The 13,302-nt window shown below is 67.2% G+C and carries 15 protein-coding genes and 1 tRNA gene; 7 read left to right on the forward strand and 9 right to left on the reverse strand.

Going from position 1 to position 13,302, the window contains the following annotated elements:
- Positions 1-53 precede the first annotated feature (53 nt).
- From tpiA to MTBUT4_RS01870, 5 genes are all read right to left on the reverse strand, one after another.
- Positions 54-812 carry a triose-phosphate isomerase gene (tpiA, locus tag MTBUT4_RS01850; protein WP_173977962.1) on the reverse strand — a complete coding sequence of 253 codons (759 nt, stop codon included), beginning with the start codon at positions 810-812 and terminating at the stop codon, positions 54-56.
- A 122-nt stretch (positions 813-934) separates the two neighbouring features.
- On the reverse strand, positions 935-1,480 hold the full coding sequence (locus MTBUT4_RS01855) for a hypothetical protein (RefSeq protein ID WP_173977963.1): 546 nt from the start codon (positions 1,478-1,480) through the stop codon (positions 935-937).
- A 13-nt stretch (positions 1,481-1,493) separates the two neighbouring features.
- Positions 1,494-2,633: an NAD(P)/FAD-dependent oxidoreductase gene (locus MTBUT4_RS01860; protein ID WP_173977964.1), complete on the reverse strand. Its 1,140-nt coding sequence runs from the start codon at positions 2,631-2,633 to the stop codon at positions 1,494-1,496.
- Between the two features lie 68 nt (positions 2,634-2,701).
- A complete protein-coding gene (locus tag MTBUT4_RS01865) occupies positions 2,702-2,932 on the reverse strand; it encodes a sulfurtransferase TusA family protein (RefSeq protein ID WP_173977965.1) in 231 nt (76 codons plus the stop codon).
- Positions 2,933-2,948: 16 nt separating this feature from the next.
- Positions 2,949-3,350 (reverse strand): hypothetical protein, encoded by a 402-nt coding sequence (locus MTBUT4_RS01870; RefSeq protein ID WP_173977966.1) that lies wholly within the window; start codon positions 3,348-3,350, stop codon positions 2,949-2,951.
- A gap of 261 nt (positions 3,351-3,611) precedes the next feature.
- Between MTBUT4_RS01870 and MTBUT4_RS01875 the strand changes: the two genes are divergently transcribed.
- Both MTBUT4_RS01875 and trpE read left to right on the forward strand, forming a co-directional pair.
- Positions 3,612-5,486 carry a peptidyl-prolyl cis-trans isomerase gene (locus MTBUT4_RS01875; protein WP_173977967.1) on the forward strand — a complete coding sequence of 625 codons (1,875 nt, stop codon included), beginning with the start codon at positions 3,612-3,614 and terminating at the stop codon, positions 5,484-5,486.
- A 2-nt stretch (positions 5,487-5,488) separates the two neighbouring features.
- Complete coding sequence (gene trpE / locus MTBUT4_RS01880) at positions 5,489-7,006, forward strand: anthranilate synthase component I (protein WP_173977968.1); 1,518 nt, start codon at positions 5,489-5,491, stop codon at positions 7,004-7,006.
- Positions 7,007-7,039: 33 nt separating this feature from the next.
- Here the strand turns inward: trpE and MTBUT4_RS01885 are convergent, their stop codons facing one another.
- Complete coding sequence (locus MTBUT4_RS01885) at positions 7,040-7,240, reverse strand: heavy-metal-associated domain-containing protein (RefSeq protein ID WP_173977969.1); 201 nt, start codon at positions 7,238-7,240, stop codon at positions 7,040-7,042.
- A 148-nt stretch (positions 7,241-7,388) separates the two neighbouring features.
- On the opposite strand from MTBUT4_RS01885, the gene MTBUT4_RS01890 reads away from it, so the two are divergent.
- The 4 genes from MTBUT4_RS01890 (at position 7,389) to MTBUT4_RS01905 (ending at position 9,762) form a co-directional block, all read left to right on the forward strand.
- Positions 7,389-7,465 (forward strand) — tRNA-Met (locus MTBUT4_RS01890).
- Positions 7,466-7,946: 481 nt separating this feature from the next.
- On the forward strand, positions 7,947-8,648 hold the full coding sequence (locus tag MTBUT4_RS01895; protein WP_173977970.1) for a hypothetical protein: 702 nt from the start codon (positions 7,947-7,949) through the stop codon (positions 8,646-8,648).
- A complete protein-coding gene (locus MTBUT4_RS01900; protein WP_173977971.1) occupies positions 8,645-9,052 on the forward strand; it encodes a hypothetical protein in 408 nt (135 codons plus the stop codon). The genes MTBUT4_RS01895 and MTBUT4_RS01900 overlap by 4 nt, the downstream gene beginning before the upstream one ends.
- 440 nt (positions 9,053-9,492) lie before the next feature.
- The gene (locus MTBUT4_RS01905; protein ID WP_173977972.1) at positions 9,493-9,762 is read left to right on the forward strand and encodes a hypothetical protein; all 270 of its coding nucleotides are present in this window, start codon (positions 9,493-9,495) and stop codon (positions 9,760-9,762) included.
- A 77-nt stretch (positions 9,763-9,839) separates the two neighbouring features.
- On the opposite strand, the gene MTBUT4_RS01910 is transcribed toward MTBUT4_RS01905, so the two are convergent.
- From MTBUT4_RS01910 to MTBUT4_RS01920, 3 genes are read right to left on the reverse strand one after another with little or no spacing between them, the layout of a single operon-like run.
- Positions 9,840-11,177 carry a hypothetical protein gene (locus MTBUT4_RS01910; protein ID WP_173977973.1) on the reverse strand — a complete coding sequence of 446 codons (1,338 nt, stop codon included), beginning with the start codon at positions 11,175-11,177 and terminating at the stop codon, positions 9,840-9,842.
- A gap of 10 nt (positions 11,178-11,187) precedes the next feature.
- Positions 11,188-11,565 (reverse strand): hypothetical protein, encoded by a 378-nt coding sequence (locus MTBUT4_RS01915; RefSeq protein ID WP_173977974.1) that lies wholly within the window; start codon positions 11,563-11,565, stop codon positions 11,188-11,190.
- Complete coding sequence (locus MTBUT4_RS01920; protein ID WP_217424092.1) at positions 11,562-12,167, reverse strand: Bro-N domain-containing protein; 606 nt, start codon at positions 12,165-12,167, stop codon at positions 11,562-11,564. The genes MTBUT4_RS01915 and MTBUT4_RS01920 overlap by 4 nt, the downstream gene beginning before the upstream one ends.
- A gap of 240 nt (positions 12,168-12,407) precedes the next feature.
- Here MTBUT4_RS01920 and MTBUT4_RS01925 point away from each other — a divergent pair, with 240 nt between their 5' ends.
- A complete protein-coding gene (locus tag MTBUT4_RS01925; RefSeq protein ID WP_173977976.1) occupies positions 12,408-12,977 on the forward strand; it encodes a recombinase family protein in 570 nt (189 codons plus the stop codon).
- Positions 12,978-13,302 lie beyond the last annotated feature (325 nt).

The following is a 13,302-nucleotide window of genomic DNA, read 5'->3' on the forward strand; positions in this document are numbered from 1 at the left end:
GGGTTAGGAGGCGGTTCTCTCCCGCCGTAGCGGGAGAGGGAAGACACCAAAAATCACGCGCAGTTGCGCGCGATGGCCCAGAAGTCCTCGGCCTTCAGGCTGGCGCCGCCGATCAGGCCGCCATCGACGTCGGCCAGGGCGATCAGCTGGGCGGCGTTCTCGGGCTTCATGGAGCCGCCGTAGAGGATGCGCATCTTGTCGGCCTCGGTCTCGCCGACCAGCTTGACCAACTCGGAGCGGATGAAGGCATGGACCTCCTGCGCCTGCTCCGGGGTGGCGGTGCGGCCGGTGCCGATGGCCCACACCGGTTCGTAGGCGATCACCGTGTTGGCGGCATTGGCGCCCTCGGGCAACGAGCCCTTGAGCTGGGTCTTGTTGACCTCGAGCGTGCGGCCGTCGTCGCGCTGGGCCAGGGTCTCGCCGATGCAGACGATGGCCACCAGCCCGGCGGCGTGGGCGGCGGCGGCCTTGGCCTTGACCACCGCGTCGGTTTCGCCGTGGTCGGTGCGGCGCTCGGAATGGCCGACGATGACGTGGCTGCAGCCGATATCCTTCAGCATGGTTGCCGAGGTATCCCCGGTATGGGCGCCCGAGACCTTGGCGTGGCAGTCCTGGCCGCCGACGGCGACGCCGGAGCCGGCCAGGGCGCGGGCGACATCGGCCAGCAGGGTGAAGGGCGGGCACACCAGCACGTCGCAGGCCAGGGCGGCCTCGGCCTTGCGCTTCTCGGCCACGCCCTTGGCCAGGGCGATGCCGTCGGCGGAAAGCCCGTTCATTTTCCAGTTGCCGGCGATCAGCGGACGTCTGCTCATGGAACTCCTCCCTTAGTGATTTGCCCCGAGCTATACCACCGCCGGCCCCGCCCGTCGCCACCCGAAAGGCATGAAAACGGGCGGGTCCGTCTCCGGCCCCGCCCGTCCCTGCCTCGTTTCGCCTAAAGCGCCGGCGGCGTCTTGGCGATGACCTGGGCGCGTTTGCGCAAGGAGCACGAGAACGCCAGCATGAAGCGCAGCGCGTTCTGCGTCTCGGGCTTGGACAGCAGTTTCAGGGTGCCCATCAGGCCGCCGCCGCTGCCGGGCGCCCCGGTCTGGTCGAGGGCGTCCTCCATGGCGCCCTTGGCCTCGTGCGCCAGGGTGGCCAGATCCTCGGTGCCCAGGTTGTTGGCCATGTGCTCGATGAACTGGAAGGCGCGGTCGACCATGCTGTCCGAGGCCGCCGAACGCACGGCGTGGATCAGGAACAGGGTGTCGATCACCGTCTGCAGCGCCCCCGAGCGGTGCATGGTGCCGACCGCGTCGAGCACCGCCATCAGGCCCTCGCGCACATCGGTCTCGTTCAGCTTGTCGACCACCTCCAGGGCGTTGGAACCGGTGGAGGCGAGCCGCTCGACCATGCTGTCGGACAGGGACTGGGTCAGCGCCTCGCCGATGCGGGCGAATTCGCCGGCCATGGGGGAAACGGGGTGGGGCATGTCGGTCATGTCCTCCCCTCCCCTACAGCAGGCCGCGGGCGGACAGCCAGTACAAGCGGTTATAGGCCAGCTTGAACCAGTGGATCATCTGCGAGGGCGGGCCGGGATTGGGCGGGGTGGTGTAGTTGAACCACACATAGGTGCCCGCCCCCAGGCCGGTCTCGACGAAGCAGAACACCTTGCCGTCGTAGTCGCGGGCCCAGCGCCCCTCCTGGATCAGCGACACCAGGTTGTCGATCAGCACGTCGGCCTCGAAATGGGCGGTGGAGCCGGCCTTGGAGATGGGGATGTTGGTGGTGTCGCCGACCACGAACACGTTGTCCGAGCCCTCGCGGCGCAGGGTCCGGGAGTTGGTCGGCACCCAGCCGCCCTTGCCCAGGTTGGAGGCCTCGATCACCGGCGCGCCGGCGTGGGGCGGGATGGTGATGAGCAGGTCGAAGGCAATCTCCGAGCCCTCCATGGACTTGATGACCTTGGTCGCCGGATCGACGGATTCGGTGTTGAAGAAGGTCTCGTACTTGACGCCGATGCGGTCGAATTCCGGCTGCGCCCAATGCGCCACCGGCTCCAGCGCGTGCAGCCGGCCGATGGGATAGGTGTAGGTCAGCTCGGTCTTGTCCCACAGGCCCCTGGCCTTGAGGAAGTCGTACAGCATGAAGGTGACTTCCAGCGGCGCCACCGGGCATTTGTGCGGGGCGTTGACGTTGACCACGATGCGGCCGCCCTGGAAGGCGTTCAGCGCGTCGCGCAACTTGCGCGCCCCCTCGAGGTCGTAGAACCAGTGGCCTGCCTCGGTCATGCCGGGAATGGTCTGCGGCATGATCCGCGACCCGGTGGCCAGCACCAGGTAATCGTAGGTGAAGACGCGGCCGCTCTCGGTGGTCACCTGCTTCGTCTCGACGTCGATGGTGGCGGCGGGGTCGACGAAGAAGTTGACGCGGCGGTCCAGCACCCGGCGCTGGTCGCGGAACAGTTCCTGCTCGCGCATGCGCCCGAACGGAATGTAGAGCAGGCCCGGCTGGTACATGTGGGTCTCGGAGGTGCCGATCATGGTCACCGCGACCGCGCCGGTGCGCATCTCCTCGGCAAGCTGGCGGCACAGGCCGTTGGCGACGATGGTGCCCGACAGGCCGCCACCGACGATGAGTACGGATTTAGGCATGGACTACCCTCCCTGTGGTTTGGTGATGCCGCCGGGCCGTCTTGAGCGCGCCCCTTGCCGCGGCTGGCCTATTTGGCCTTCCTGACCACCACGGCCCAATAGCCGTCGTGTTCGGTGGTGCCGACATAGGCGTGGCCGACCTTGGCGACCCACGCGGGGACGTCGGTGACCGAGCCCTTGTCGGAGGACAGCACCTCGATCTCGTCGCCGATCTGCGCGAGCTTGAGGGCGGCGATGAGTTCCATCAGCGGACCCGGGCAGAACGAGCCGCGGGCATCGATGGTCTGGCGTTCGGCCATGGTCTTCTTCCTTCCGTCACAGAGTGATGAGTTCGCCGTCCTCGGCATCGGCGAGAAACTTGGCCAGCCCGGCGGCACCGTCGAACAGGCCCTCCACCAGGTCCTTCTCGTGGTCGAGATGTTCGAGGTCGAGCACCAGCGCGCAGGCCCACATCTTGAGATCGCCCAGCATCCGGCCCTGCTCGAACAGCTCCAGGGCGTCGGGGACGTTCTTGATCATGAACTGCTCGTGGAAATGGCCGCCGTGGTAGCGCTCCTGCCGCGACAGGCCGCGCCGGAACGCCAATATCGCGTTCATGGTGACGAAGACCTGGACCGGCCGGTCCGACACCGCCGCCACCGATGCGATCATGGCGGCCAGCTGGATCTTCTCGTGCTCCCCCGAGGCGAGCATGATGAACAAGGGGGTCGAGGCCATGCGGACGTTCCTCTCGGTTGAACTCCGGCGTCCATTCATCGCCCTTATTTTACGCGCCGGCTAGTGTTGTTTACCGCATCGGCAGGCGAAGGAGCAACCGTCCCATTGGTATGATGTCCCGGCGGAACGGCAGGGGCGCGGCCGGCGCGATTCGCAGGGGGCGATTCGCAGTTGCGGGCCAATGGCCCCCCCCATATTATGCCGGCACTTTTCCCTGCGGCCGCCATGCCGCCTGCCCCCTCGCGCCCAGACCTGGATCCCATGCTCGACTCCCTCCGCCATGCCAGCAAGACCTGGGTCGTCAAGCTCCTGCTTGCCCTCCTTGTCCTCAGTTTCCTGGCATGGGGCATCGACGACGTCGTCCGCAACGGGCTGTTCGGTCGCGGCCCGGCCATCTCGGTGGGGTCGGTGGAGATCACCGCCGAGCAGGTGAATTCCGAGTTCAAGCGCGAGATGGACCGCCTGCAGCCGCTGTTCGGCGGCAAGCTGACCTCGGAGGAGGCGCGCAAGCTGGGCCTGGTCGATCGCACCATCGACACCATCGTCAGCCGCACCCTGATCGACGAGGCGGCGCGCCAGCTCGGCCTGACCGTGTCGGACGACGCGGTGGTCGCCCAGGTCACCGCCGATCCCAGCTTCCGCAATGCCGCCGGGCAGTTCGATCCCGATCTGCTGCGCCGCGCCCTGGCCCGCGTGGGCATCTCGGAAAAGCAGTTCATGCAGATGGAGAAGGGCAACCTGATCCGCGGCCAGGTGGCGGCGGCCCTGTCGGGTGGCCCCAAGGCGCCGGCCGTGCTGGTCGATCCGCTGGTGCGCTGGCGCGAGGAGCGCCGCGTCGCCGAGGTGGTGACGGTGGCCGACGATTCGGTTCCGGCCCCCGCCGCCCCCGATGCCGCCGAGCAGGAAAGATACTACCAGGCCAACGCCCAGCGCTTCATGGCCCCCGAGTTCCGCACGGTGACGGTGCTGCGGCTGCGTCCCGAGGACGTCGCCGGCGACATCGAGATCACCGAGGAGATGCTGCAGGAGGGCTACCAGGCCCGCCTGGACGAATTCGTCACCCGCGAACGCCGGCAGGTGTCGCAGCTGGTGCTGGGCGACGAGGCGGCGGCGGCCAAGGCCGCCGAGATGGTCAAGGCGGGCAAGGATCTCGCGGCCATCGCCAAGGAGGCCAAGTCCTCGGTGGTCGATCTCGGCGCCGTCGAGCCCGCCGACCTGCCCGACGAGTTGGCGACCCTGGTGTTTTCGCTGCGCAGCGGCGCCACCGGCGGGCCGGTGCAGACCAGCCTGGGCTGGCACGTGGTCAAGGTCGGCCAGGTGGTCGCCGGCCGCACCCGCACCCTTGCCGACGCCCGCGCCCAGTTGGAACGCGACCTGCGCCGCGAACGGGCGCTCGACCGCCTGTCCGAGACCGCCAACCAGCTGGAAGACACCCTGGGCGGCGGCGCCACGCTGGAGGAGGCCGCGGCGCGTTTCAACCTGAAGCTCGCCCGCATTCCCGCCGTCGATGCCGCCGGCAAGGACCCCAAGGGCAAGGCAGTGCCCGACCTGCCCAAGACCGATTCGTTCCTGGACGTGGTGTTCCACACCGACCAAGGCACCGAAAGCCAGCTGACCGAGATCGAGAACGACGGCTTCTTCCTGGTCCGCATCGACCAGGTGACGCCGCCGCAGCCGCGCCCCCTGGCCGACATCCGCAACGAGCTGATCCATTTCTGGTCGGCCGAGCGCCGCCACGAACGCGCCGAGGCCAAGGCCCGCAAGCTGCTGGACGAGGTGAAGGAGGGCCAGTCCCTGGCCAAGGCGGCCCAGGCCGCCGGGCTGACGGTGCGCACCACCCAGCCCTTCACCCGCGAGGGGACGGAAACGGCCAAGCTGCCCGGCGCCATCGTCGCCGGCATGTTCGAAGGCAAGCCCGGGGCGGTGGCCATGGCCGGCACCCAGGGCGGCTGGATGGTCGCCCGCCTGGCCAAGGTGGTGCCGTTCAACCCCGCCGCCGAGGGCAAGACGGCCGAGGCCGCCGGCCAGCGCGTCGCCGCCGCCCTGGCCGGCGACCTCATCGACCAGTACATCGCCGCCCTCAACGCCGATCTCGGCGTCATGGTCGACCGCAGCCAGATCACCCGCGAAGAATAGCCATGACCGCCCATCCCGACTTCGCCGCCTTCCGCGCCGCCTACGACAGCGGAAAGCCCCAGGTGGTGTGGCGGGTCCTGGTGGCCGATCTGGAAACGCCGGTCTCGGCCTTCCTCAAGCTGGCCGGCGGCCAGCCCTATTCCTTCCTGCTGGAATCGGTCGAGGGCGGCGCCATCCGCGGCCGCTATTCGGTGCTGGGCATGAAGCCCGATCTGGTGTGGAAGTGCGAGGGCGAGCAGGCCTGGATCAACCGCGAGCCGCGCACCAGCCCCGACTCCTTCCAGCCCTGCCCGGTGGCCGCCGACCTCGGCACGCTGGCCTCGCTGCGCGCCCTGGTGACGGAAAGCCGCATCGACCTGCCGCCCAACCTGCCGCCCATGTCGGCGGGGCTGGTCGGCTATCTGTCCTACGACATGATCCGGCTGGTCGAGCGCCTGCCCGACGCCAATCCCGACGTCATCGGCGTGCCCGACGGCATCTTCATCCGTCCCACCGTGATGGCCATGTTCGACAACGTCAACGGCACCCTGACCGCGGTGGTGCCGGTGTGGCCGCGTCCGGGCCTCGACGCCCGGGCCGCCTTCGACCTCGCCAACGAGCGCCTCGAGCACGTGGTCGAGGCGCTGGAGAGCCCCCTGCCCCATACCGAGCCGGGCGACCGCGACGGCCATGCGCCGACCCCGGTGCCCTCGATGGCACCCGAGGAGTATTGCGCCAAGGTGCTGAAGGCGAAGGAATACATCGCCGCCGGCGACATCTTCCAGGTGGTGCTGTCGCAGCGCCTGTCGGTGCCGTTCCGGCTGCCGCCCTTCTCGCTCTACCGGGCGCTGCGCCGGCTCAACCCCAGCCCGTTCATGTTCTTCCTCGACATGGGCGGCTTCCAGCTGGTGGGCTCCAGCCCCGAGATCCTGGTGCGCCTGCGCGACGGCCGCGTCACCGTCCGCCCCATCGCCGGCACACGGCGGCGCGGCCTGACTCCGGCCGAGGACGAGGCGCTGGCCGCCGACCTGCTGGCCGACCCCAAGGAACTGGCGGAACACCTGATGCTGCTGGATCTGGGGCGCAACGACGTCGGCCGGGTCGCCAAGGTGGGCTCGGTGACGGTCACCAAGAAGATGATCGTCGAGTATTACAGCCACGTCATGCACATCGTCTCCAACGTCGAGGGCGATCTGCGCGACGATTGCGACGCCATGGACGCGCTGATGGCCGGCTTCCCCGCCGGCACCGTGTCGGGCGCGCCCAAGATCCGCGCCATGGAGATCATCGACGAGCTGGAACCCGAGCGGCGCAGCTTCTATGCCGGCGCCATCGGCTATTTCGCCGGCAACGGCAACATGGACACCTGCATCGCGCTCCGGACCACCCTGGTCAAGGACGGCACCATGTACGTCCAGGCCGGCGCCGGCATCGTCGCCGATTCGGTGCCCGCGAGCGAGCACGAGGAGTGCATCAACAAGGCCCGCGTGCTGATCCGCGCCGCCGAGGATGCGCTGGACTACACCCTGACCCGGCAATGACTGGGTTTGCCCTCGGGCGCCGGGCGGGGCGCCTTACGCCGCGCCCAGGAAGGTGAAGCCGGCCTCGTCCACCGCCTTCTTCACCTGCGTCTCGTCCGCCCCGTCCACGGTCACCGTGGCGGTGGGCAGGTCGACGCTGACGCTGGCGCCCGGCGCCTCGGTCTTGATCGCCGATTCCACCGAACGGGCGCAGCCGCCGCAGGTCATGCCGCTGACGAGATATTTGGCTGCCATGGCTTTTCTCCGTTGCTTCGTGGCCGGCAATGGAAGGCCGCCGGCCCGATTCCGTCAACAGGAAATCGCATGCTGCACGGGCTTGACAGACCCCGGCCGGACCCTTTATATCGGCGCCTCCCGCGGTCGTTTCGGCCGCAGGCCCTGTGGCGGGGTAGCTCAGCTGGTTAGAGCACGGGAATCATAATCCTGGGGTCGGGGGTTCAAGTCCCTCTCCCGCTACCATCCTAAACCCCTGGGAAACCGCCGTTTTCCGGGGGTTTTTGCTTTTGTTCCTCGGAACATTCGTGTTTGCATGTTTTTCAACGCGTTAGCGCATTTTTGCGCGCCTTCGTGTTTGCTCGATGGCGCACGGATGGCGCATGCGCCATGGGCGCAGTTGCCGGCATGTTCCGGATCAGACAGGGAGCCGTGGGACGCCTGCGAAGTACGGCAGGATCAGCGGCGCCGGCATCCCCCCGGGGAGGATGCCGGGCCGAGGCGCCTGTTTCTCCGGCTGCATGCCAATGGCCCGACAGCAAACGTCCGAAACGCTGGAGACAGTCCCGCGAACGGGACAATGCGCCGATCACCAGTGTTTTTCAATTCCAGCGAAAGCGCCAATAATCACGCCCCCCGACATGGGCCGCAGCGTGACGGTTTCGCAATTCGTTGGATCGGCACCACCTATCTGGTATGAGTTCACGTCAATGAACCGAGGATGAGGATGGCATTGAACGCCCAGCCGGCACAGTTCCTGGGGATTGGGCTGTATAGCGTGCCCGAGGCGTCCAGGCTGACCCGCGTTCCAGCCACGAAGATCCGTGGGTGGATAAACGGATACAGCCAGCGCGCGACGGCCGGCGGCCGTAGCGCGCCCCTGATCCACCGGCAAGTGCCAACGCTTGAGGGCAAGCCGGCCCTGGGCTTCCTCGATTTGCTGGAAGTCAAGTTCGTGAACTGGCTGGCGAATTATGGGGTGACCTGGCATTCCATCCGGGTCGCTGCGGATCGCGCGCGCGGTTGCCTGAACCACGATCATCCCTTTGCCCTGGCACGGTTCCACACCGACGGAAAGGCAATCTTCCTGGAAACCCAGGAGGAGACCGGCGACCGCAAACTGATGGACCTCACCAAGAACAACTTCGCCATGTACGAGGTCCTGGAGCAAAGCTTCCGGGAGGGCATCGAGTTCAATGCCCAGGGGGTCGCTTCAATCTGGCACCCGTCGCCTCAACTTCCCCATGTGGTACTGGACCCGGAGCGCTCGTTCGGTCGCCCGATTGATGCGCCATCGGGCGTGCCGACCGCCACCCTTTCCGAGGCTTACGAAGCGGAAGGGTCTTTCGAGCGGGTCGCAGCCTGGTTCGAAGTCTCCCCGGAAACCGTGCGCGACGCCGTCGCGTTCGAACTTGGGCTGTCTGCGTGAAGTTCGTGTTCGACGAACACCTTCCGCCGCGCCTGGCAAAGGCAATCGGCGTTCTGGCAGAGAACGAGCCCTACGAAATCGACCACCTCAGAAGCCTTTATCCAGCCGGTACCAAGGACCTCCAATGGATACCGGAGCTCGGACGGCAAGAGGGCTGCGTCTTCATTTCCGAGGACAGGCGCATTCGCACGCGGCCGGCCGAGAAGGAGGCATTGCGGGCTTCGGGCCTGGTAGGCTTCTTCTTGGCAAAGGGCTGGAACCAAGAGGGCCTGTGGGAGCGCGCCGCGCTGCTCATCCGGTGGTGGCCGCGGATCGTGGCCACCGCAAGCTCCGCGCGGCCCGGAGACCAATTCGAGGTCCCGCACCGGAGCACCCCGAGCGACTTGAAGGCCCCGCGCCGGTAGGGTCCTGGCTTTATCCGGCGCCCTAGCTGCGCCTTTCCCTCGTCATTGACACCAGGCCCCGATATCTGCACCCTGGCACTCGGAGCCTGATAACTCCAGACAGCATAGGCGGCGCCACCCCGATGGATGGCACCTCCACCACGGACCCCATGCACCCCGGCACATCATGCGCACGGTGGCGCATGTGTTCCGTGCCCGCTATGCCGGGAGGGCGGCGGATACAACACCCCGAGAGGGGGAAGAAGCCCGCGCGACCTATGCCGCGTTATCAGCCTCCCGGCGCCAGCGACGACCGCTGGCGGGCCCTGATAAGCCCAAGCATGGGAGCAACCCGCATGAACAACCAGACCAACCACCGGCCGGCCGCAGAAGCCGCATCCGAAGCCGCCGAGTTAGTGGCAGGCTTCCCGGGTCACTTATCCCAGCCCAGGAGGCCAACCATGCAGATCGACCCGACCAATCTTATCGAGGAATGCCGGCAGCTCACCCGGCCTGGCGACGACACCCCCCATCTCTACATCGCCCCCACACCGGCGTCCCAACTCGCCCGCCTGGAGGCCACCGCCGCCCACACCAGCGACCCCGTCATCCCCCTTGCCTACAAGTGGTGGCAACTGGAGAAGATGATGGCCGATATCGGCGGCGACGTTTCCGATGAACTCAGCGGCGCCCAGGAGGCGGTTGAGCGCCGCCGCGTCCCGCTGCTGTAGCGAAGCCAGGGCTACCCGCTGCGTGCTGGCGAAGGCGAAGGATTTGAACTGCCCCACCACCTTGCCCAGCTCCGTGCTCATCCACAGCGGCTTGTCCTGACCGGGCGTGGCGATGATCCTATCCACATCCTTGACCAGCGCCGCCCGGAAGGCATTGACCGCCTCGCGATCCCCCCATGCCTTGGTGTTCGCCCACCGCCGCCACGTCGCGCAGATCGGCGCGCATCCGCTTGTCCAACACCTCCAGTTGCCTTTCGTCGGTCACGCCCACCCGGAGCCGGGCATAGTCCGAGGCGATCTTGTCGAGCTGGTCTTGCATGGGTGCGTTCGCGATCTTTCAGCAGGCCGGCCTGATAGGCGGCCTCGATATCTCGATAGGTCCGTTCGCCTCGGTGCAGCGAAATCTCGAAATCCGACAGCCACCGGGAGCGCCCCTCTTCCGCCGCCCGCTCACGTTCGCGGCGCTGGCGGTCCAACCCGCTCTCCCGGTCATGGAGGATGGCCGTCATGTGGCGCCCCAATTTCTCGCGGTCGGAGGGGTGCCAGTCGGGATGCGCATCAGGATGCGTCAGATCCTCGACGAACCGCATGGCCTTGTCCGGACTGACGGCCAGCTCGCGCTCGAACATGCCGAGAGCGGTTTGGTTGCGGCGGTCCTCATTGAAGGCCCGCGCCACTTTGTCCCGTTGCTCCGGCGTCAGGTCCGTCCGGGTTGCGACAACTCCGAGGAATTTCTTGGCCCACTCGCTTCCGCCTTCGTTGTCGCCGGCACGGTAGGCGCTGGCCGCCCGGGCGGCATATTCTTCGCTGCTCCTGATGAGGTCCGCATTGACCCCATAAAGCACCCTCTCATTGGCCGCCCGTTGGATCGGGTGCAGATACCTCATTCCCTTTTGCCGCAGCTCCACCTCGACACCCATCTGGACTTCGGGCGGCATGGTGCTGATGATGCCCTCGGAAGTGCCTTGCCACTTTGCCAGAAAGGCCCGCGGGTCGTCGGGATGCTCCGCCGCGTACTGCGCCGCCCGCTCCTCCATCGCCAGGTCCAACCGGGACACGTAGGCGGCCAGCATCGCCTTGTTGAAGGCGTGGGCGGTTAGCGTGTCATCCTCACGCAGCTTGAGCGACGGCAGCGGCCCATCCCTTTCTTCGGCCATCGACGCGGCAGCCAGCGCACCGGCATCGCGCCCCGCCTGAAGACCGCCGGCCGTAGCCTCTCGTTCGGCCGCTCGAGCGCGATCCGCCAGGCTCTCGTCAATCACGCCCTGCCCGACACGCCGCAGCAGCTCCGCCAGCGGTGCGCCGGGGCCTTGCATGGCTCCAATTGCGGCCAGGTTCGGACCCGCATTCAGCGATTGGCGACGCTCTTGCCGCTCAAAGCGGGGAAACGTCGGCACCCCCCTCAGTCCACTCATAACCCCTCCTCTAGTCGGATTGGCTGCGCTGATAAGCCAGCGCCCAGTAACGGCTTTGCACCGAAAGCGTGATGGAGAGCGCCCGCTGCAATGCTGCGCTGAGTTCGTCGGCGGAAAGACCGGCCTCCACCAGTTCAAGCAGTTCGTGAGCGCTGGCATTGCCCCCGCGTTCTGACCGGTAGAGCCACGCCCAAGCCTCAATCCGGTCAACGGCACAGCCACCGACGCCAAGGAAATACAACGCCCCCAGGATGGCTTGGGCTTTCGGCTCTCCATCAAGTGCCAGGGGCAGCGCCAATCGAAAGGCCGAGGCCCAATCGAGGCGAAGACATGCCTCGCCAACGAGGCGCTTCCGGCGCGCGACCAGGTTCACGACGGTTCCGCTCATTGGCCCGCGCCCTCCCCACTCGCGTCGGCTTTTCGCGCCCCACCACTCCCCGAACCCGGACCCTCGCCCGTGACGTTCCTGTGCAGTGCCCAATGGCTTCCAAAACGTTCGGAAGATTTTTGTACCCCCCGTCCTGGGCAACGAGTTGTGAATTGGGGGGGGTGCCCGTGTCGGCCCGCGCGGGCGCGCGCGGCAGCGCCGAAGCCGGGCAGGATCAAGGGGGCCGAGGCGGAAGGGCGCGCCGCGCTGCGGCCGAAGGTCAGGCGGGCCTCGCGCACCATCTCCACCTGCACGCGCAGATCGGCGGGCAGGTCGGCGGCCGGCGCGGCGGCCGGATAGCCGCCGGTGCGGCGGATGGTGGGCAGCACGTCGTGGGCCAGCCAGCGCTTGAACCGCTCGGCCGACGGCTTGCGGGAGGTGAAGACCAGGCGGTAGACGCCGGGTTCGTTGACCGTCGCCATTTGCTGCGGCCCTCCAGGGGTCTGCACAGTACGCAGACCCTTTTCATCTTCGTCGAGCCGCCGGGTTTGCTCTGTGCCAATCTCCAAACACCGGCACACATCGGCCGCCACGAACCACGGCATGCCGGCGTTGTCGGGCACCACCCGCACCGCCTGGCCCTCGAAATCGAATGGGCGGGACTGCCGGGCGGGTCGGAGGTGGAGCCTTGCGGAAGCGACAGTGAGGGCCGAACCTGGTTCGGGGCTTGTGCGTCTCGTTTGGGTATACCCTAACGATGCTCTGCCGCGAGACGCCATGCGCGTCTTATTTGGGTTGACTTCCGCTTTACGAGACGGTATCAATGAAGGGTCTAAACCCAAACGAGACAGTTGGAGGCCATCATGACCCGCATCGGATATGCCCGCGTCAGCTCCGCCGACCAGGACACCACCATCCAGGCTGAAGCCCTTCGCGCCGCCGGGTGCGAGATCGTCCGCGAGGAGAAGGCCAGCGGCACCACCACCGAAGGCCGCACCGAACTCGCCACCATCCTGGACTTCCTTCGCCCGGGCGACGTGCTGATGGTAACGCGCATCGACCGCCTGGCCCGCTCCATCGCGGACCTGCAATCCATCGTGAAGACCATCCGCGCCAAGGGCGCCGCTCTCGCCTGCACGGAGCAGCCCGTGGATACCACCACCGCCGCCGGCAAGGCATTCCTGGACATGCTGGGGGTGTTCGCCGAGTTCGAGACGAACCTTCGCAAGGAACGCCAGGCCGAGGGCATCGCCAAGGCCAAGGCGATTGGGAAGTACAAGGGGCGCAAGCCCAGCATCGACGCAGTTGAGGTTCGCCGCCTCCATCGCCCGTTGGCCGAAGGTGGCGAGGGCCTGGGGGCAACCGCCATTGCCCAGCGCCTTGGGATCGGCCGGGCGTCCGTCTACCGCGTCCTGGAGGGTGGCGAGGGCTGATGCGTAAACCGGGGCGCCTATCCACCGCAATCCCACACATTCCACCGAATGCGAGCGGAAGGAACCTCGCCCCCCGGACCCATGGCGCATGGGGAAGACCGAACGCGCGGCGGCCCACCTTACCGAGCAGCAATCAAGGCACCACCCGCACAGTCCCAGCCACATGGCGCGGTTCGTCTTGCCGACACGGGGAACCGGATCGTTCACCCCCCGGAACCATAGGACGCCTTTCCCGCTGGCATTTCCCGCCAGGCGCTCCATTTGAGCTGCCGGCCACACGTCGCCCGCCTCGCACGGGTGTCCGAGGGTAAATTCCATTTGTTTA

The sequence above is a fragment of the Magnetospirillum sp. UT-4 genome (assembly GCF_902729435.1).
Classification (GTDB): domain Bacteria; phylum Pseudomonadota; class Alphaproteobacteria; order Rhodospirillales; family Magnetospirillaceae; genus Magnetospirillum.

Excerpts from the sequence above, each read along its gene's own strand:
- MTBUT4_RS01865 (WP_173977965.1), bottom strand. The coding sequence starts at position 2,932 with ATGGCCGAACGCCAGACCATCGATGCCCGCGGCTCGTTCTGCCCGGGT.
- MTBUT4_RS01915 (WP_173977974.1), bottom strand. The coding sequence starts at position 11,565 with ATGAGCGGAACCGTCGTGAACCTGGTCGCGCGCCGGAAGCGCCTCGTT.
- MTBUT4_RS01860 (WP_173977964.1), bottom strand. The coding sequence starts at position 2,633 with ATGCCTAAATCCGTACTCATCGTCGGTGGCGGCCTGTCGGGCACCATC.
- MTBUT4_RS01910 (WP_173977973.1), bottom strand. The coding sequence starts at position 11,177 with ATGAGTGGACTGAGGGGGGTGCCGACGTTTCCCCGCTTTGAGCGGCAA.
- MTBUT4_RS01875 (WP_173977967.1), top strand. The coding sequence starts at position 3,612 with ATGCTCGACTCCCTCCGCCATGCCAGCAAGACCTGGGTCGTCAAGCTC.
- trpE (WP_173977968.1), top strand. The coding sequence starts at position 5,489 with ATGACCGCCCATCCCGACTTCGCCGCCTTCCGCGCCGCCTACGACAGC.
- MTBUT4_RS01870 (WP_173977966.1), bottom strand. The coding sequence starts at position 3,350 with ATGGCCTCGACCCCCTTGTTCATCATGCTCGCCTCGGGGGAGCACGAG.
- tpiA (WP_173977962.1), bottom strand. The coding sequence starts at position 812 with ATGAGCAGACGTCCGCTGATCGCCGGCAACTGGAAAATGAACGGGCTT.
- MTBUT4_RS01905 (WP_173977972.1), top strand. The coding sequence starts at position 9,493 with ATGCAGATCGACCCGACCAATCTTATCGAGGAATGCCGGCAGCTCACC.
- MTBUT4_RS01925 (WP_173977976.1), top strand. The coding sequence starts at position 12,408 with ATGACCCGCATCGGATATGCCCGCGTCAGCTCCGCCGACCAGGACACC.
- MTBUT4_RS01895 (WP_173977970.1), top strand. The coding sequence starts at position 7,947 with ATGGCATTGAACGCCCAGCCGGCACAGTTCCTGGGGATTGGGCTGTAT.
- MTBUT4_RS01855 (WP_173977963.1), bottom strand. The coding sequence starts at position 1,480 with ATGACCGACATGCCCCACCCCGTTTCCCCCATGGCCGGCGAATTCGCC.
- MTBUT4_RS01885 (WP_173977969.1), bottom strand. The coding sequence starts at position 7,240 with ATGGCAGCCAAATATCTCGTCAGCGGCATGACCTGCGGCGGCTGCGCC.